Below are 17,941 nucleotides of genomic sequence, written 5' to 3' on the forward strand. Positions count from 1 at the left end.
ACTGTTTTATCAGTCTGGGCAGTAGAATGTCTGATAAAACAGGGCGGTTTTTCATAGATAAATCAAACACCAACAAAATTTAATACGTATAAAAAATGAAAGGAATACTAATTAAATACCCCGGTAGACAAGTACCTGTCACCACGATCACAAATAATCGCTACAATGACTGAACCCGGGTTTTCGGCCGCTATGCGTAATGCGCCGGAAACGGCCCCACCTGAGCTGACACCACAGAAAATGCCTTCTTTTTGCGCCAATAAACGCATTGTAGCTTCCGCTTCTGTCTGGGTAATGTCCAGAATCTGATCCACCAGCTCTTTCTGATAAATACCGGGCATATAGGCCGGGGACCAACGGCGAATACCGGGAATATGACTATTTTCTGTAGGTTGCAAACCGATAACCTGTACTTTGTCTGACTGAGATTTCAGATAACGGCTCACACCCGTAACGGTGCCTGTGGTTCCCATGCTGGAAACAAAATGTGTAACCCGTCCTTGTGTTTGCCGCCAGATCTCCGGGCCTGTGCTTTTGAAATGTGCTAGTGAATTATCAGTATTATTAAATTGATCCAGAACTTTCCCTTCTCCATTTTTCTCCATTTTTTGCGCCAGATCCCGCGCCCCTTCCATTCCCAATTCTTTACTGACCAAAATTAATTCAGCGCCGTAGGCCTGCATTGATGCCTGCCTCTCAAGGCTCATATTGTCAGGCATCAGTAATTTTAGGCGATATCCTTTGACTGCCGCGATCATCGCCAGTGCAATACCGGTATTGCCACTCGTTGCTTCGATCAGAACGTCGCCCGAAGCAATTTCTCCGCGCAATTCCGCTTGCTGAATCATCGAAAGTGCTGCCCTGTCTTTTACGGAACCCGCAGGGTTATTACCTTCCAGCTTCACCCAGATTTCCGCATCAACACTTTCTGTAATTCGCTGTAATTTTACCAGCGGTGTATTACCTATAAATTCTTCCAAGCTTGCCACAGCATTACCTAATTTATATGAGAATGGATAATCAAATAATCATATTAAGGAAACTGTAGCAAGATATTAAGCAAAAAATCCCTGCTCCCTTGCATGAAGGGAGATAGGGATTTCAATTTACCGATTAATTAAATCAGGCTGATTCAGCGAATTGCAAAACCTTTAATGACAACTCACCTGTATATAAGCGAGCACCTGTGCCCCCAATAAAATAGCGATTTCCCCTGACCGGAATGGATGAATCATCCTGCCAAATTAATGACAGGTATTCATCACCCCATCCTATCGGCTGAACAGATAATAGTGAAAAATGACCGCGCGGATTGACTTCCACGATCTGCACTGGCAAAGGACAGGAAGCTGTTTGCTTGGTGCTCAGTGTCATATCCCAAGGGCGGAAAAAAACATCAACGTTGCCTTGATGCAGTGGGGTGATATCCAATGGAAAAATTTTCCCGCCTATCCAGAGTTGGGAACCTTTAATTTCACCATTCAGTTTGTTTATTTCACCCATAAATTCAAGGACAAAGCGACTTTCCGGCTCATGCCATACTTGTTGAGGAGTGCCGACCTGTTCAATTCGCCCCTGATTCATCAACACCACCCTATCAGCCACTTCCATTGCTTCTTCCTGATCATGGGTGACAAATACGCTGGTAAATTTTAATTCTTCATGAAGCTGACGCAGCCAACGACGCAATTCTGTGCGTACCTGTGCATCCAATGCGCCAAAAGGCTCATCCAACAAAAGGATCTGCGGCTCAACGGCCAATGCCCTTGCTAATGCCACACGCTGTTTTTGCCCACCAGAAAGCTGCGACGGATAACGTTCTGCCAAATGGGAAAGTTGCACCATTTCCAATAATGTCATGACCTTGTGCCGTAATATTTCAGCTCTGGGGCGCTGGCGACGGGGAAGTACTGACAGGCCAAAAGCCACGTTATCAAATACCGTCATATGACGAAATAAGGCATAGTGCTGGAACACAAACCCGACACGCCGATCTTTTGCATGTAATCGGCTGACATCCTGCCCGTGAAATTTCAATTGGCCTGTACTCTGCTGCTCAAGCCCCGCGATGATCCTCAACAATGTCGTCTTTCCTGAACCCGATGGGCCAAGCAGTGCTATCATCTCACCGGATTCAATATCCAGTGAAATTTCATTCAGTATCTGAGATCGACCAAAAAATTTACTGATGTTATTGATTTCAATACTCATAACTCACTCCTTAACTGCCCTTGTGGCGGCTTAAACGCCATTGCAATGCACTTTTGACAATCAGAGTAATAATCGCCATCACCGCCAATAAAGCCGCTGCCGTAAATGCGCCAACCGTGTTGTAATCCTGATACAACAAATCAACCTGCAAAGGCAGCGTATAGGTTTCACCACGAATTGCCCCCGACACCACAGACACAGCACCAAATTCCCCAATCGCCCGGGCATTGGTCAAAACAACACCATATAACAATGCCCAGCGAATATTTGGTAATGTCACGTGCCAGAACATCTTCCAGCCAGATGCTCCCAATAATATGGCGGCTTCATCTTCTTGGCTGCCTTGACTTAACATCACCGGCACCAATTCACGAACAACAAACGGGCACGTTACAAATACCGTCACCAGCACCATGCCAGGCCATGAAAACATTAATTGAATGTCATAACTCCCTAGCCAACTACCTAACCAACCCTTGTCACCATAAAACAGAAGATAAAGTAGCCCCGCCACAACTGGCGAAACCGCAAACGGAATATCAATTAATGTCAGCAATAATTGCCTGCCGGGAAATTGGAAACGTGTCACCAGCCATGCCGTCGTAACCCCGAAAACCAAATTGAGGGGAACGGTGATAAGTGCAATCATCACGGTCAACCAGATAGCATGCAGCATATCGGGATCGAAAAGGTTCTGGGCAACCATGTCGATTCCTTTGGAAAAGGCGGTCAAGAAAATCCATGCTATCGGTATGACCAACAACAGAACCGAAAAAAGTACGCCAGTGCCGATCAGTAACCATTTTCCCCAATTGATGGAGGGACGTTGTGCCACTGTATGTCCAAAAACCGAGTGTCCAGAAACAGAATGTTCGGAAGATCCCGTCATCAATGTCCTCCTATCCGTTTACCGAAGCGGCTTTGCAATATATTGACGCTAAATAACAATAATAACGACGTGGCAAGGATGACCGATGCAATCGCGCTGGCAGCCGGATAATCAAATTCTTGCAGGCGGACAAAGATCATCAGAGAGGCGACTTCGGTTTGCCAGGCAATATTGCCTGCAATGAAAATCACCGCACCAAATTCCCCCAAACTACGCGTAAAAGAGAGTACGGTTCCGGCAATCAATGCCGGCGAAAGCTCAGGCAAAATGACCCGTTGAAAAGTTTGCCAACGGCTTGCTCCCAATGTCTGTGCCGCTTCCTCATATTCGGGGCCTAATTCTTCAAGAACAGGCTGAACAGTGCGAACAACAAAAGGCAGGCTCGTAAATGCCATTGCAACTGCAATTCCCAGCCAAGTATTAGCAACTTTGATGTCAAGATTGCCAAGCCAGGCACCATACCATCCGGTCGCAGAAAAGAGTGTTGCCAGCGTTAAACCCGCAACGGCTGTCGGCAAGGCAAATGGCAAATCCATCAAACCATCAAGTAAACTGCGCCCCGGAAATTGATAACGCGTTAATATCCAAGCCAGCAACATGCCAAAAACCATATTAAACAAACTGGCAACTGCGGCGGCCAGTAATGTTACTTTGTAAGCAGCAACAACCTGCGGGTTGATGATAACCTGCCAATATTGCTCCAATGTCATATTGGAAAGCTGTACGACAAGAGCGCTTAATGGCAACAGCAGGATAAGGCAGACATAAAATAAGCTATAGCCCAGACTCAGCCCAAATCCGGGCAAAACACGTTTGCTGAATACCGACATTATTTGCGCCCTTCTATCAATAACTGATCGAGCGTACCACCAGTATTGAAGTGAATTTTCATCACTTGAGGCCAACTACCGAATTGTTCTTCGAGGCGAAACAGTTTGGTTGCAGGAAAACGGGATTGCTGTTCTTTCATAACATTTTGATCAATCACACGATAATTAAAGCTGGCGATAATTTGCTGGGCATTCGGACTATACAGATAATTTAAATATGCTTTGGCAGCCGCTTCAGTACCGTTTTTCTGGACATTTTTATCCACCCAAGCCACTGGAAACTCAGCCAGAATATTCACCGGAGGCACAATGATTTGGTAATTATCTTCACCATACTGTTTGCGAATGTTGTTGACTTCAGATTCAAAGCTAATCAACACATCCCCTATTTCCCGCTCGATAAAGGAAGTTGTTGCCCCACGACCTCCGGTATCAAACACTTCCACATTCTGTAAAAAGCTCAGCATCAGTTGGCGAACTTTAGCGGGATCATGCGGATTTTTTTGCTGAAAAGCACCCCATGCAGCCAGATAGGTATAACGTCCATTACCTGAGGTTTTGGGATTTGGGAAAATTAACTTCACATTATTTCGCGCCAAATCTTCCCAAGTCTGGATATGTTTGGGGTTACCTTTGCGTACCAGAAAAGCCATTGTGGAATAATAAGGAGAACTATTATTCGGCAAACGCTGCTGCCAGTTGGCGGGAATGAGATTGCTGTGATCGTGCAAAACCTGAACATCTGTGACTTGATTATAAGTAACGACATCAGCCCGCAATCCATGCAAAATGGCCAACGCCTGTTTAGATGAACCGCCATGGGATTGTTTGATGGTCAATTTATCCTGCGGGTTCTGCGCATTCCATTGCTTTTTGAATTCAGAATTCAAGTTCGAGAATAATTCTCGCCCAATGTCGTAAGAACTATTCAACAGCTCGACAGCCAAGGAGCTGGAGCTATAAGCGTTGAGACTGGCAAAAAGCAATAAGGTAGCCACTCTGCCCAATAATTTATTTTTTATTGCCATTATTTTCATCCAACACCTTACTCATCACGCTATTTGACATCCCTTTCTTTACTGTATCCAGAATCTTTATAACAGGGTAGTTTACTGTCCTATGTTTTATATACCGAATTTTTATGAGAAATGATGAAAAGCGATAAGGTGTAGATGTAAAAAAAGACTTTTTTACGTGATATCAAACCATTTTTTGGAATTTTATCAGGATTTCCAAACAATACGCGAAATTTTCCAATCCTTCAAAACATCATCAGAAGGCATTAACCCTTCAGGGCCATTCCAGGTTCCGGTAAAAACATAACTGACGTGCTGGCTTTGCGGAGCAGTGCAAACGACGGTAGGCTGTGTAGTGGCATAATGGGAGCGCTGACATTCCCCAAATGCCTTTTTATACAGATCAGAGAAAGGGGTTCCTATTTTCGTCCCCCAAACTGTTTTAATCCCGTCATCCAATATGTCAATGCGATTAACTTTACCATCAACCAGACCGTGAAATTCCAGTTTCACCTGACCATCTTCCATGCCCTGAACCACACTTACCAATTTACCATTCTGCATTTCCATGCCACTACGCAGACGGTATTTTCCCGCCAAATTTTGTTCGATTGCGGATTGAGTCATGTCTGTTTGTTTATTGATTTGCCCCATTCCCTGCTCAGAAACACTCAAAGAACTGCCAAACCAGTTAAAAGGAGATAAGGCAGGCCATGATGCTCTTAATGTTCCGGCGCAGGCCGTTAACAACAAGGAGCAGCCCACTAAGCTAGTCGCTGCCATCATCCTTTTATACTTTAAGTGCTTATGTTTTAGATAATTATGCTTGGAACACTTAACTGCAAAAATTTTATTCATCACTGTTTTTTACCTTAGCTCTGTGGAACTGCTACTTAATGTATATCAGACCACATTTTCAAAAAAACATTCAGTTGTGAGTGCACAACCGTTCAGAAACAAACACATCATAATTATATTTATAAAATCTTATTTATTAAGCATTGCACATCTATTTACAAAATAAATGGTATACTTAAGAAATATCAAATTTCTATCATCAGAATGAGTCTAACTGGATTGTCCTGCAAGGCAATTCCAAACAGAAATATCAATGCCATTTGATATCTAATAATAAGAAAGGGGATATTAAAGTGAGCCATCACACTAATCACATCAACAAGGAAAAGAAAAAACCTGTAATTTTAGAGAATCGCCTTATCGTAAAAAACAGACACATGAGAAAATTAATAAATTATATTAAGACCATAGAAAAAATAATAGCCAAATAGCATAATACTATTCAGCCATTTCATAGTTTCTATATTTAACAAGCAGTTCAATCAATAATCAAGCGCTTGCTAAACATCATATTTTCTTGGCCTAAATAATCATATTCCATCTTTTCACACATACAAATTGTTGCATCATTCTCTTCTGGAACCATAATCAAAATACCTGGACAGCCTCTTGCCAATAATTTTTTTTCAAGGCGGGAAATCAGCGCATTAGCTATTCCCCTACCCCTGAATTCTGGATGAACTCCCAGATAATAGGCATGACCACGGTGCCCATCATAGCCGCCCATCACTGTACCAACCACTTCCCCCGCGACTTCAGCAACCAGAAATAAATCAGCATCATGGGTGAGTTTACGCTCAATATCTATTTCTGGATCATCACCAGAATTAATCAAATCACAACGTTCCCAAAGTGTGATAACGGCTTCAAAGTCGTCTTGCCGAAATACCCGAATTTCCATAGTTAGTAAGCCTATTTAATAAGCAATTGAATCAACGTTAATTATCACTGCTTTTATTTTGGAATCAATATGAAAATGCGTTTACTGATACTAACAGGTATACTACTGGTCTTCATAATTAACCAAAATGAAAGCAGAAATGAATATACCTAATATATATTAGTTTAATGTTTTTATGTTTGTCCATGATTATTATTTTTATATTAAAATCAAACAATTGCTTATTCGATTACCTGTACATTGTTCCAGTGCTTATTGACGTTTTACCCCTTTTGCAGCACACTGCGTATAAACAATTATATAAATATCTTTAGTGATCATGGCTGCCGAACTAAACAAGCTCAGTGACAAAAAACTTAAAACCCTACACGGAAAGGAACAAGATTGAATTTTTTGCCGATGGTGCTGGATTAAGTGCAAAAGCATCTAAAGCTGGTGGTATTAGTTGGGTTTTTACCTACCGACTTGATGGTAAAAAGTTAAACCGCCTTACCATTGGGCGCTATCCTGATATCCCCCTCAAACAAGCTCGTGAAACACGGGACAAATGCCGTAACTGGTTGGCCTCTGGTAAAGATCCAAAGCTGCAATTTAATTTAACGATGCAGGAATCATTAAAACCAGTCACTGTAAAAGACGCTATCGAATATTGGATAGAACACTATGGCAGAGAAAACCGAGTAAATATTGATAGCTTCATTCGTCAATTAGGAAAGCATATTTATCCCCACATTGGGGAAATGGCATTATCTGACTGCGAAATAATATATTGGCTGCAATGCTTTAATAAAATGAAAAAGAAAGCTCCTGTGGCTTCTGGTTCTGTATTTCAACTGTGCAAGCAAGCTCTAAAATTTTGCCGAGTAAGAAGGTATGCAGTTAGTCATGTATTAGATGATTTAACTATTCAGGATGTTGGAAAAAAACAAAATAAAGGTCAGCGGTATTTAGAAGATAATGAACTTGGTCAATTATGGGAATCCATAAGCTCAGGAAGCTACCTGCCCTATTATAATAACTTATTGAAAATTTTGATTGTATTTGGTTGCCGGACGAGAGAGATCAGATTATCTAAATGTTCAGAATGGAATTTTAATTCTATGTTATGGACTGTCCCAAAAGAAAATAGCAAGACAGGTGAAAGAATTATTAAATCGCATTGTATACAGGAAATCCGACCCATTAGATCAGACTTCATTTCGTGCGGGTTTGTGTACCTCATTATATGAGGTCATTCTTGAACAAGTCAGCCAACACTGTTCAGAAGAGTTACACGATTTACTTTCACTAGCCTGTGATATTAATCAGGAAGTCTACTATTCGCTTTATGCAGCGCTTAATAGCGAGGACGAGTGATCATGAGTCAGGGAAATAATAACTCCAGAAGCCGCCCAATTGATGTTATTCGTGCGGTAAAGCAATCCGCCGCCAGTCACTGGCAACTGTTGTTGCCTGCGTGTGGGATTGACGTTCCGTTAAAGGGTAAGCATGGTGCTTGTCCGATATGCGGCGGCACTGACCGCTTTCATTTTATAGATGGCAGCCAGCCAACGCGGTGCATTGTTGGTTGAGCGCTATAGCAAGGTCGCGGTCAATCCTGATAGTGAAATGGTTTATCACTATAACGATACAACATGGGAAACCGTGTCGGATAATGAGCTGCGCCGTGCAATGGTGGCAATCTTTGACCAGCACGAAACCCCTTACAGCCCAAACGGGATTAATAACGCTATCTATGCCATGAAATTACAAGTGCCGGTTATTGGCGAACAACGGTAGGATTTAATCGGCTTTCGTAATGGTGTGTATGATTTATCGACACAACAATTTACTCCGCACCAGCCAGAACACTGGCTCATCAATCATAATGGCATTGTCTTTACGCCGCCTGTAATGGACGAAAACCTGCCGGATCACGCGCCTAACTTTTACCGCTGGCTATCCCATGCGGCAGGGAGCAATGAGCACAAAATGAATCGCATCAAAGCGGCCTTGTTTATGATTCTGGCAAACCGTTATGACTGGCAGCTATTTATTGAAGTCACAGGCGAAGGCGGCAGCGGTAAAAGTTAGGCGCGTGATCCGGCGGGCATTAAGGCGGTTACAGGCGGCGACCTGTTTGGGAGGGTAATTAGTGCATGAAAATACTTTTATGTCTTGATATACATCAACACATAATTAAAATTATCAGCTTAAATAACTTATTAAGAACTATCAGAAAAGATATTATTTCAGATAATAATTATCAAAAATACTCAATGTAATATATTGCTCTTGTTAAGTGATAGTATTTATGATTTCTAATTTATATTTTTATCATTGTCATTTTGATTTATAGTAAATTATGAATGTGGCTATTGACAAGCAAGAGAATAGTTATATATTTCGTGTTGAGTAGATAACAAACACAAGGAAAGGAAATGGCTAACATTATTTACATGACCTTAAACGGCAAAAAGCAAGGGTTGATATCGGCAGGTTGTTCAACCTATGATTCAATAGGTAATAAATATCAAGAAGAAAATAAAGATAAAATATTGGTTTATTCTGTAGATCACGACATTAGCAGAGAACAGAATGTAAATCATCAACCTATAATAATAACAAAACCAATAGATAAATCATCTCCATTATTAGGAGTTTCAATATCAAATAATGAGCATTTAGATTGTCTGCTTGATATATATAGGAATAGCTCAGCCGGAGGGTTAGAAAAATTTTACTCTATCAAATTAACGAATGCCACTATAAAAAACATCTCCAGTCACTATCCTAACTCACTAAGCCACAATGATATGCAACCATATGAAAGTATAACAATTTCATATGATAGCATAACATGGACACATCACATCGCTGGTACATCAGGCTACAGCATAAGAGAAGAGAATGTATTTTAATTCTTCTCCACTAAAAACAAAATGGTACTCTCAGTATCATTTTGTTTTATACTTATAATGGTGTTATCCTTACGCCAGCGTTCATCTTTCCAATACTTATCATAGTATTTTATAAAACCCATGTTTTCAGTGTATTTTATTAATTCTGCCAGACGACTCAATTTTACATTTGAAAAGATAATTTCGTTAGTCATGGTATTATTACCATCAGGGGAGTCATAATATATAATATAATCATTTGAAATTAAAGGCACACTCTTAATTTCATCAAAGGTAAACGAGTAATAATAAATAAAATTTCTTTTTGTATATGATAAATTAACATTCGCTAATAATGCGAAAAAAAGAATAACGCCAATAGCTAAAATAAATATAACCATACATATACGTATGAAATTACTCAACCGCAATCCCAGCATATTCTTTACCTATATTAATCCAGCTTGCATCTTCAATAAACATTATGTCCTGACCAGTTTTTATATCGCTTATAGGCGTTATTGTATTTAAAAAACTAGGCAAGGGAACATTATAAGGAATTGTATTATTTGGATACTTTTCAGGATCAGGGAATAATAATGGCTTAAAAGACTTATTTTTATATTTTCCTATAGCTCCGTAGTAATCCCATCGTTTATATGCTTTTTCTTTACTTACTACCCCTACTTGAGGTAAATAATTAATCCCGTTGATAGCCTGATAAAAACCGAATAAGTTAGAAAGCAAATCTTCACCACTATATCCACTATCTGAAATTAAAGTAAAAGGAAAGGAGTCTTGATATGATTCAAATGAATGAGTTGTATAAATCATAATAGTAAGAGCAACTCTTTTTTTGTCATATAAAGATAAACCTCTTCTAACTCTCCATCTTGTTTTTATAGATGTTCCTAGGCTACGCCCCCTACCCATATATTGGACATATCTAACGATAAAATGCGATTTATTAGTAGTTTCATCCCCCAAGGCAAGAGAAATCATCAACTTTCTTGCATCATCACCATTAGCATGCCCTAAATCTAACCATCCTAATTTTTCTGTATAGACCAATCGTCCATTTTCTATATCAGATCTTTTAGTCATTAGAACTCCTGTAATTTAGTTAAGTGTTCCATAAAATCTTAGACGCATGACACTAAACAAAATAATTAGTAGAATAATTTTAACAGAAATCAGCTATTCTACCCTCACACTAAATTCCTGTAGAATATGATGATATAATTACTTACTAAATTAGTAAATATCAATATTTTCGTAAGAAATAATCATAATCTTAGATTATAAACATGATTAGTTAATAGTATAGAGTATTTTTTTCACAAAAAATTATATGTTAATTTTTAACATATCAGCAACAAGGTGTTTTCAAATTTATTTTTTATAGTAAATAATATCATCTTAAAACTGTAACCTTTATTTAATTACTTAAAATAAATTTTACTCAGTAATATTACACTTGATTGATTTTTAAGTTAACTACTCTGGTTTGGTTTTTAAACCAATGAAATAATATGAAAAAGATACTGATTATTTTTATTTTATGGTTGTGGGAACCCAACACCAAAAGTTTTACCAAAATCAGAAGTTCTTCCTGATGCTGTGATAAACGAACCATATCAAGCATCAATTACCATCACAGGAGGCGCATTAAATGAAAAAAGCGTTTGGGTAAAAATTCATCCTATTGGCTCAGGACTAACATGGAATCCAAAAGAAAGTTCTTTCCAATGGGAAGGAAAAGAAGAAATAAAAAAAGATTATCATCATATAAATATAACAGGCATCCCAAAGAAGACAGAGCTGATAAAAATTGAAGTGGTAGGGTTTACTTTGGGTACAATGTACCCAGGGAAAGATTTCGATAAAACCTATACTATAAAAGTAAAAAACAAATAGCTTTAGTAGAATGGTGATTTAAGTCGCCATTTTTATATTTTCGTATACTCACTCAACATAACAAGGATTCTTTCTTATTATTTTTCATGGTGTTAAAAATTATTTATTGCAAAAATAAATTAACTACAAAGACACCATGAAAAAACTACTCGAATTACGCCAACAGAAAACCGATTTAACCCATCAAATGCGTTCGCTGCTCACCAAAGCCGAAGATGAAAAGCGTTCATTGAATGCCGATGAAGCTAAACAGTTTGACAAACTGCGCAGCCAATCTGATGCCCTGAATACGGGAATCGCCTGTTATGAGGCGCTGTCTGATGAAGAACGCAATCAGGCAAGCAAACCCCAACCGACCAGTCAAAAACTCAGCAATAACGAACTGCGCCACTATATTCTGACGGGTGAAACCCGCACCCTGTCTACGGGCGTTCCCTCAGAGGGCGGCTATACTGTTATCCCCGAACTGAATAAGCAGATCATGCAGCAATTGGCTGATGAATCGATCATGCGCCAAATCTGTACGATTAAAACCACACGCAGCAACGAATATAAGCAATTAGTTTCGGTCAGTGGTGCGGCGGTGGCACACGGGGAAGAAGGCAAGGCACGCGGTGAGACGGCGACACCGAAGATGGAAGAAGTCAGCATTAAGCTGTTCCCTATCTACGCTTACCCCAAGACTACCCAAGAAATTATCGATTTTAGCGATGTGGATATCTTAGGCTGGTTGACCTCAGAGATTGCCGATACGTTCGTGGATACCGAAGAAACGGATCTCGTGAGTGGTGACGGTAGCAAAAAAGCGAAAGGCTTCCTGTCCTATCCCCGTGACGTGAAAGCCGACAAGGTGCGTGATTTTGGCACGCTGTAAAAACTGGAAGCCACTACGCTTGAGGCCGATAGCCTGATTGATCTTAAGTTCCTGCTTAAGAACAAATACCGTAAAAATGCGGTGTGGGTGATGAACTCCACGACTGCCGCCAAAGTGCAGAAGCTGAAAAACGGCAACGGGGATTACATCTGGCGCGAACGCCTGCAAGCCGGTGATCCTGATATGTTGCTGGGCTTGCCTGTCCATTATCTAGAATTTATGCCGGATGATGCTATCGGTCTGGGTGACTTCAAACGCGGTTACTTCATCGTTGACCATGATACCGGCACGCGTACCCGTCCTGACAATATCACCGAACCGGGATACTACAAAGTACACACTGATAAGTACTTGGGTGGCGGTCTGGTGGATTCCAACGCAATCAAAGTGCTGGAAATCAAAGGCACTAAAGCGGGTTAACGATAAGGGGCACGATGCCCCTTTGTAGTCTGGAGTCTACCAATGAAAAATGATTTTGAAATCCGCACCGCTTCCCTTTCTGCCAGTGATAAGAAACTGACAGGTTATGTAATTAAGTGGAACAGCCGATCACAAGTTTTGTGGGATGAGTTTGTCGAACAGTTCGCCCCGAATGCGTTCAGTGCCAGCTTAACGGCAAATACTGATGTTCGAGCATTGTATGAACATGATCACATGAACCTGTTAGGCCGTACTACCTCCGGCACATTGCAACTTGCCGAAGATACCACCGGACTACGCTTTGAGTTAACCCCGCCTGATACCCAATTAGGCCGTGATGTACTGGCACTGGTTGAACGGGGTGATATTTCCGGTATGTCCTTTGGTTTTCGAGCCATTAAAGATCAGTGGGATGTTGGTCAGGAGCCTTATATCAGAACCGTTTTAGAAGCGGAACTGAGGGAAATTACCATCACCAGTTTACCCGCCTATCCTGAAAGCGGCGTTGAAATCGCCAAGCGTTCTCTGAATGCGGTTAAGCCTAATCATGTTGATTTGCGTCATTACTGGCTGCAACTGTCCGAGGTGTAACTATGTGGCCTTTTAAGCGAAAAGCCCCTGAAACCCGCAGCATGACGATTGATGAGTTTCTTTCTCTGGCAGGTATGACTAACACCAAATCCGGCGAGCATATTTCACCCTCGACAGCCGAAGGTCTGCCCGCGGTAATGAATGCCGTTACGGTGATCAGTGAAGCAGTGGCGACCATGCCTTGCTATCTCTATCGTGTTCAGCACCAGAACGGCAAAGAATCCCGCGAATGGCTCAGTGATCATCCTGTCGACTATTTGCTGAATGAGTGTCCGAATGACTGCCAGACCCCGTTTCAGTTTAAACGAACGTTGATGCGTCATTGCTTACTCAATGGTAATGCGTATGCAGTCATAGTCTGGGGAAAAGATGGTCAGCCACAATCCTTGCACCCTTACCCACCGTCAGCGGTTGTCCCTCAGCGGCTATCCGATCACCGGTTCTCATACACCATCACAGAGCCTTATAGCGGCAAGGTGAAAACCTACCTACAGGAAGAAATCCTGCATCTGCGTTATGCCACCGAAGACGGCTTTCTTGGGCGATCACCTGTCACCATTTGCCGCGAGACATTGGGGTTAGGGCTGGCACAACAACGCCACGGAGCCAGCATCATGAAAGACGGCATGATGGCGGCAGGGGTTATCAAGTCCGCTGAGTGGCTGGATGGTACAAAGGGCGCTAAGGCACTGGAAGCTCTAGAACGTTACAAGGGCGCTCGCAATGCAGGGAAAACACCCATTCTTGAAGGCGGGATGGAATACCAACAATTGGGGATGAGCAATCAGGATGCGGAGTGGCTGGCCTCCCGACGCTTCACGATTGATGATATCGCCCGTATGTTCAACGTCAGCCCGATCTTTTTACAAGAGTATTCGAACAGTACCTACAGTAACTTTAGTGAAGCGTCCCGCGCCTTTCTGACCATCACTATGCGCCCGTGGCTTGCCAACTTTGAGCAACAAATCAAAGCGGCCTTACTGATGGCCTCACCGAAACAGGGCATTCGTTATCAGGTGGAGTTCGATACCGCCGACTTACTACGCGCCAATCCGAAAGAACGCTTCCAGAGTTATGAGACGGCGATTAAATCCGGTGTCATGTGCCCGAATGAAGCCCGTGAACGGGAAGGTCTATCACCCCGTGCCGGTGGTGATAAATTCAGTCAGGCATGGAAACAAACTTTTGAGGTGAAGAAAGCTAATGAACCGGAGGGCAAGGAATGAGAGCGGGCGCATTAAGAGATCGGGTGATTATCCAGAAAAATGAACAAACCCGTTCACCGGGCGGTTCAGTGATTAAAGCATGGGTGGATGTTGCCGAAGTCTGGGCGGAAGTGAAATTTATCAGCGGTCGGGAACTGGTTGCTTCTGGGCGGATACTTTCCGAAGCCTCTGTACGTATCTGGTTGCGCTACCGGAACGATATCACCACTGCCCACCGGATTATCTATCAGGGTGATAGTACCCACAGTCAGACCTTTGCCATCGCTGCCGTTATTCCCGATCCGAAACGGACTTACTTAGAGCTGCTTTGTAAGGGAGGCGTGAAACATGCCTGATATCGATATCCCTCTGAGTGAAATCAAACAGCATTGCCGGATAGATGAAAGCAATACTTTAGAAGATACCTTACTCAAAGGTTATGCCGATGCTGCATTGGAAGTCTGTCAGCAACATATTGGCAAGCGATTTGGTGAGGGCTTGGTATTCAGCCCTGCGATCAAAGTCGGCTGTTTACTTTATATTGGTTTACTGTATGAGAATCGGGCAATGGCGGCAGATAAGGAACTGAAAGAAATCCCGTTCACCATTAAATCATTGTGGTCTGTCTATCGTGATATAGGTATCTACTGATGCCGTGGCAACCTTTAAAGCGTTGTAGTTATCCGAGTTGTCGTGAGCGGGTAACGTCTGGTCGATGTGAGCAGCACAAGCGGGAAGCCAGACGACAACAGGACAGTAAGCGAGGAACACGAACAGCACGCGGTTATAGTAATCAATGGGGTAAGTATCGGTTGATGTACCTTAAGACGAATCCCTTATGTGTGATTTGCCTGAAAGCCAGTATCTACACCCCTGCCACCATTGTTGACCACATTATCCCGATAGACGGCGACAGTGATGTGTTGTTCTGGCCTGACTTCAATCACCAGTCAATATGTCATAGCTGCCATAACACCAAGACGTTTAAACAAGACCCGATAACCAAGCAGAAGCGCAAGCGCGGTGAGTATCGGGAACAGGAAGAAAGAGCGGCAAAGCTTCGAGGCTGGTTAGTTGCAGACTGAAACAGTCACATCATTATTTGATATTAATTGCAAGAAAAACAGTTTCAAATGAAATGATCGGGGGTGGGGGAGTAAAAAATGACAAACGTCCCTCTCAGAGGAACCGCCCGCCTCCTCGAATTTTTATGCATGGCACTTTTTTCAATAGCAGTAATCTTTATAGGAAACAATATATTATGGCAAGAGCACCCAAACCCCCTGAGTACTTAAATGATATCGCCGCGCAACAATGGAAATCGAAAGCCAAAATTCTCAACGAGCGTGACGACCTAAGCCCGGCTGACTGGAACAACCTAGAACTGTATTGCGTCAACTATGCAATCTACCGTAAAGCCGTGGCCGATATTGAAGTGCGCGGGTTCGCGGTGGAAGGCTCACGCGGCGCGGCAACCAGTAACCCGTCACTGAAAGCAAAAGCCGATGCGGAAAAAATCATGATAAAAATGTCGTCATTGCTGGGCTTTGATCCGGTATCCCGCCGTCGTAATCCGATAGAAAGCGATGAACCCGATGATTTAGATGTGCTGATAGCCTGAGTAAGTTCAATGATGAACGCATGGGAACAGTACGCTTTGGATGTCGAAAACGGCACCATTCCGGCCTGTAAACGGGTAAAACAGGCCGTGAAACGCTATTATAACGACCTGAACAACCCGCTTTATACGTTCGATACCGAAGTCGTAGAACGCTTTATTGGCTTTTCCCGCCTCTGTCCGCACGTCAAAGGTCACTTGCGTGGTAAGCCGATAGCCTTAGAACCGTGGCAGCAATTCGCTTTTGCTAACCTGTTTGGCTTCAAGGTCAAGGCCACGGGTCGCAGAAAGTACCGTAGCGCCTATATTCAGGTGCCACGCAAAAATGCGAAATCCACGGTTGCCGCGATATTGGCGAATTGGTTCTTAGTGATGGAGTCAGGCCAGCAGGATATTTACACCGCCGCCGTGAGCCGTGATCAGGCACGTATCGTGTTTGATGATGCCCGCCAGATGTGCCTGTTATCAAAGCCCCTGAAAAAACGGGTGACTATCCAACAACACAAAGTAACCTACCCGAAGAGCAATAGCCTGTTAAAGCCGCTAGCGGCGAAAGCTGCCACGATTGAAGGCACAAACCCCAGCCTGGCGATTGTCGATGAGTACCATTTGCACCCCGATAACGCCGTGTACTCTGCCCTTGAACTGGGGATGGGCGCACGTCCCGAAGGTGTCCTGTTTGCCATTACCACGGCGGGCAGTAACATGATATCCGCCTGTAAACAGCATTATGATTATTGCTGTCAGATACTGAATGGCGAAGAGTAAAACGCATCGTTATTCGCCCTGATCTACGAACTGGACGACGAGAACGAGATCGATGATGAAACACTTTGGATCAAGGCTAACCCCAATCTCAATGTCTCGGTAGACAGTGACGCTTTGCATGACACGATACGGAAAGCCCGCGGTATTCCCTCACAATGGACGGAAATGTTAACCAGACGCTTTAATATCTGGTGTCAGGGCGAAACGCCGTGGATGGGTGAAGGTGCTTGGAAAGCTTGTCAAATGGAGTATAACGAGCGCGATCTTAAGGGGCTGGAGTATTACGCCGGACTGGATTTATCGTCAATAGGGGATATCACCAGCGTGTGTTACACGTTCCCTGTGGATAATGAATTGTTATTACTGACCCGCCATTATTTACCGGAAGCCCAGTTACAGAATCCGGCCAACAAGAACCGGGCGGTTTATCGTCAATGGGCACAAGCAGGCTGGATACGTACCACACAAGGCGATTGCATTAATTATGACCGTATTCGTGACGACATTCTCAAAGACAGCCAGCACTTTGATATCAAGCTGGTGGGCTTCGACACATGGAACGCCACACACCTACGAACACAATTACAGGGCGCGGGGATTGAGGTCGAGCCGTTCCCACAAACCTATATGCGATTTAGTCCCGTTGCCAAATCAACCGAGGTGTTTGTTAACCGCAAGGTCATTCGTCACAATGGCGATCCGGTTCTCTCATGGGCAATGTCCAATGTGGTGATGGAGACCGACGCTAACGCCAATATCAAACCGAACAAGAAGAAATCGGCGAACAAAATCGACCCGGCAATAGCGTTCCTGATGAGTTTTGGTACATGGCAGATAGAGCATGAAGATTTTGCTTTTACCTTAAGTACAGAACAGCAACAGCGCCTTAAGGCGTTTAATGGGATATAGCGTAAAAAGTTAAGCGTTTATACTGATTCGCTTATTGAGTCAGATAAACCAATCA

At 42.8% G+C, this 17,941-nt stretch carries 18 protein-coding genes and 4 pseudogenes; 13 read left to right on the forward strand and 9 right to left on the reverse strand.

The features are described from left to right. Positions 1–107 precede the first annotated feature (107 nt). From cysM to PSI14_RS09645, 7 genes are all read right to left on the reverse strand, one after another. The gene (gene cysM / locus PSI14_RS09615) at positions 108–989 is read right to left on the reverse strand and encodes a cysteine synthase CysM (RefSeq protein WP_273575696.1); all 882 of its coding nucleotides are present in this window, start codon (positions 987–989) and stop codon (positions 108–110) included. A gap of 133 nt (positions 990–1,122) precedes the next feature. After that, on the reverse strand, positions 1,123–2,211 hold the full coding sequence (cysA, locus tag PSI14_RS09620; RefSeq protein ID WP_273575697.1) for a sulfate/thiosulfate ABC transporter ATP-binding protein CysA: 1,089 nt from the start codon (positions 2,209–2,211) through the stop codon (positions 1,123–1,125). Positions 2,212–2,221: 10 nt separating this feature from the next. Then, entirely contained in the window at positions 2,222–3,100 is an 879-nt protein-coding gene (cysW, locus tag PSI14_RS09625; protein WP_273575698.1) for a sulfate/thiosulfate ABC transporter permease CysW, read from the reverse strand. Continuing rightward, a complete protein-coding gene (cysT, locus tag PSI14_RS09630) occupies positions 3,100–3,933 on the reverse strand; it encodes a sulfate/thiosulfate ABC transporter permease CysT (protein ID WP_273575793.1) in 834 nt (277 codons plus the stop codon). The genes cysW and cysT overlap by 1 nt, the downstream gene beginning before the upstream one ends. After that, positions 3,930–4,967 (reverse strand): thiosulfate ABC transporter substrate-binding protein CysP, encoded by a 1,038-nt coding sequence (gene cysP, locus PSI14_RS09635; RefSeq protein ID WP_273575699.1) that lies wholly within the window; start codon positions 4,965–4,967, stop codon positions 3,930–3,932. Before cysP ends, cysT begins: the two co-directional genes overlap by 4 nt. A gap of 186 nt (positions 4,968–5,153) precedes the next feature. Continuing rightward, on the reverse strand, positions 5,154–5,732 hold the full coding sequence (locus PSI14_RS09640) for an RpoE-regulated lipoprotein (RefSeq protein ID WP_273575700.1): 579 nt from the start codon (positions 5,730–5,732) through the stop codon (positions 5,154–5,156). 550 nt (positions 5,733–6,282) lie between these two features. Then, the gene (locus PSI14_RS09645) at positions 6,283–6,705 is read right to left on the reverse strand and encodes a GNAT family acetyltransferase (RefSeq protein WP_273575701.1); all 423 of its coding nucleotides are present in this window, start codon (positions 6,703–6,705) and stop codon (positions 6,283–6,285) included. 319 nt (positions 6,706–7,024) lie between these two features. Between PSI14_RS09645 and PSI14_RS09650 the strand changes: the two are divergent. From PSI14_RS09650 to PSI14_RS09665, 4 genes and pseudogenes are all read left to right on the forward strand, one after another. Further along, positions 7,025–7,859: pseudogene (locus PSI14_RS09650) on the forward strand (tyrosine-type recombinase/integrase); the annotation flags it as partial. Positions 7,860–8,063: 204 nt separating this feature from the next. Further along, entirely contained in the window at positions 8,064–8,276 is a 213-nt protein-coding gene (locus PSI14_RS09655; protein WP_273575702.1) for a primase-helicase zinc-binding domain-containing protein, read from the forward strand. Next, a pseudogene (locus PSI14_RS09660) lies at positions 8,242–8,775 on the forward strand (DNA primase); the annotation flags it as partial. The gene PSI14_RS09655 and the pseudogene PSI14_RS09660, both read left to right, overlap by 35 nt. A 350-nt stretch (positions 8,776–9,125) precedes the next feature. After that, complete coding sequence (locus PSI14_RS09665; protein WP_047965205.1) at positions 9,126–9,605, forward strand: Hcp family type VI secretion system effector; 480 nt, start codon at positions 9,126–9,128, stop codon at positions 9,603–9,605. Here PSI14_RS09665 and PSI14_RS09670 read toward each other — a convergent pair. Beyond that, positions 9,602–10,024, reverse strand: a complete 423-nt coding sequence (locus PSI14_RS09670; RefSeq protein ID WP_273575703.1) for a hypothetical protein — start codon at positions 10,022–10,024, stop codon at positions 9,602–9,604. The two genes, PSI14_RS09665 and PSI14_RS09670, sit on opposite strands and share 4 nt — an antisense overlap. Next, complete coding sequence (locus tag PSI14_RS09675; RefSeq protein WP_273575704.1) at positions 10,002–10,688, reverse strand: hypothetical protein; 687 nt, start codon at positions 10,686–10,688, stop codon at positions 10,002–10,004. The genes PSI14_RS09670 and PSI14_RS09675 overlap by 23 nt, the downstream gene beginning before the upstream one ends. Positions 10,689–11,204: 516 nt before the next feature. Between PSI14_RS09675 and PSI14_RS09680 the strand changes: the two genes are divergently transcribed. From PSI14_RS09680 to PSI14_RS09720, 9 genes and pseudogenes are all read left to right on the forward strand, one after another. Beyond that, entirely contained in the window at positions 11,205–11,501 is a 297-nt protein-coding gene (locus tag PSI14_RS09680) for a hypothetical protein (RefSeq protein WP_273575705.1), read from the forward strand. Positions 11,502–11,637: 136 nt separating this feature from the next. Further along, positions 11,638–12,795: pseudogene (locus PSI14_RS09685) on the forward strand (phage major capsid protein). A gap of 42 nt (positions 12,796–12,837) precedes the next feature. Beyond that, the gene (locus PSI14_RS09690) at positions 12,838–13,386 is read left to right on the forward strand and encodes an HK97 family phage prohead protease (protein WP_273575706.1); all 549 of its coding nucleotides are present in this window, start codon (positions 12,838–12,840) and stop codon (positions 13,384–13,386) included. Positions 13,387–13,388: 2 nt separating this feature from the next. Beyond that, positions 13,389–14,612: a phage portal protein gene (locus PSI14_RS09695; RefSeq protein WP_273575707.1), complete on the forward strand. Its 1,224-nt coding sequence runs from the start codon at positions 13,389–13,391 to the stop codon at positions 14,610–14,612. Continuing rightward, positions 14,609–14,947: a phage head closure protein gene (locus PSI14_RS09700; RefSeq protein WP_273575708.1), complete on the forward strand. Its 339-nt coding sequence runs from the start codon at positions 14,609–14,611 to the stop codon at positions 14,945–14,947. The genes PSI14_RS09695 and PSI14_RS09700 overlap by 4 nt, the downstream gene beginning before the upstream one ends. After that, the gene (locus tag PSI14_RS09705; RefSeq protein ID WP_273575709.1) at positions 14,940–15,242 is read left to right on the forward strand and encodes a head-tail connector protein; all 303 of its coding nucleotides are present in this window, start codon (positions 14,940–14,942) and stop codon (positions 15,240–15,242) included. Before PSI14_RS09700 ends, PSI14_RS09705 begins: the two co-directional genes overlap by 8 nt. Next, positions 15,242–15,676, forward strand: a complete 435-nt coding sequence (locus PSI14_RS09710; RefSeq protein ID WP_273575710.1) for an HNH endonuclease signature motif containing protein — start codon at positions 15,242–15,244, stop codon at positions 15,674–15,676. The genes PSI14_RS09705 and PSI14_RS09710 overlap by 1 nt, the downstream gene beginning before the upstream one ends. Before the next feature lie 176 nt (positions 15,677–15,852). Beyond that, positions 15,853–16,212: a phage terminase small subunit P27 family gene (locus PSI14_RS09715; RefSeq protein WP_273575711.1), complete on the forward strand. Its 360-nt coding sequence runs from the start codon at positions 15,853–15,855 to the stop codon at positions 16,210–16,212. A 12-nt stretch (positions 16,213–16,224) separates the two neighbouring features. Continuing rightward, a pseudogene (locus tag PSI14_RS09720) lies at positions 16,225–17,886 on the forward strand (terminase large subunit). Positions 17,887–17,941: the final 55 nt, after the last annotated feature.

This window comes from Xenorhabdus anantnagensis (genome assembly GCF_028598555.1).
Lineage (GTDB): Bacteria > Pseudomonadota > Gammaproteobacteria > Enterobacterales > Enterobacteriaceae > Xenorhabdus > Xenorhabdus anantnagensis.

Coding starts and splice junctions, on each gene's coding strand:
- cysA (WP_273575697.1), bottom strand. CDS start 2,211: ATGAGTATTGAAATCAATAACATCAGTAAATTTTTTGGTCGATCTCAG.
- cysW (WP_273575698.1), bottom strand. CDS start 3,100: ATGACGGGATCTTCCGAACATTCTGTTTCTGGACACTCGGTTTTTGGA.
- cysP (WP_273575699.1), bottom strand. CDS start 4,967: ATGAAAATAATGGCAATAAAAAATAAATTATTGGGCAGAGTGGCTACC.
- PSI14_RS09640 (WP_273575700.1), bottom strand. CDS start 5,732: ATGATGGCAGCGACTAGCTTAGTGGGCTGCTCCTTGTTGTTAACGGCC.
- PSI14_RS09645 (WP_273575701.1), bottom strand. CDS start 6,705: ATGGAAATTCGGGTATTTCGGCAAGACGACTTTGAAGCCGTTATCACA.
- PSI14_RS09655 (WP_273575702.1), top strand. CDS start 8,064: ATGAGTCAGGGAAATAATAACTCCAGAAGCCGCCCAATTGATGTTATT.
- PSI14_RS09665 (WP_047965205.1), top strand. CDS start 9,126: ATGGCTAACATTATTTACATGACCTTAAACGGCAAAAAGCAAGGGTTG.
- PSI14_RS09670 (WP_273575703.1), bottom strand. CDS start 10,024: ATGCTGGGATTGCGGTTGAGTAATTTCATACGTATATGTATGGTTATA.
- PSI14_RS09675 (WP_273575704.1), bottom strand. CDS start 10,688: ATGACTAAAAGATCTGATATAGAAAATGGACGATTGGTCTATACAGAA.
- PSI14_RS09690 (WP_273575706.1), top strand. CDS start 12,838: ATGAAAAATGATTTTGAAATCCGCACCGCTTCCCTTTCTGCCAGTGAT.
- PSI14_RS09695 (WP_273575707.1), top strand. CDS start 13,389: ATGTGGCCTTTTAAGCGAAAAGCCCCTGAAACCCGCAGCATGACGATT.
- PSI14_RS09700 (WP_273575708.1), top strand. CDS start 14,609: ATGAGAGCGGGCGCATTAAGAGATCGGGTGATTATCCAGAAAAATGAA.
- PSI14_RS09705 (WP_273575709.1), top strand. CDS start 14,940: ATGCCTGATATCGATATCCCTCTGAGTGAAATCAAACAGCATTGCCGG.
- PSI14_RS09710 (WP_273575710.1), top strand. CDS start 15,242: ATGCCGTGGCAACCTTTAAAGCGTTGTAGTTATCCGAGTTGTCGTGAG.
- PSI14_RS09715 (WP_273575711.1), top strand. CDS start 15,853: ATGGCAAGAGCACCCAAACCCCCTGAGTACTTAAATGATATCGCCGCG.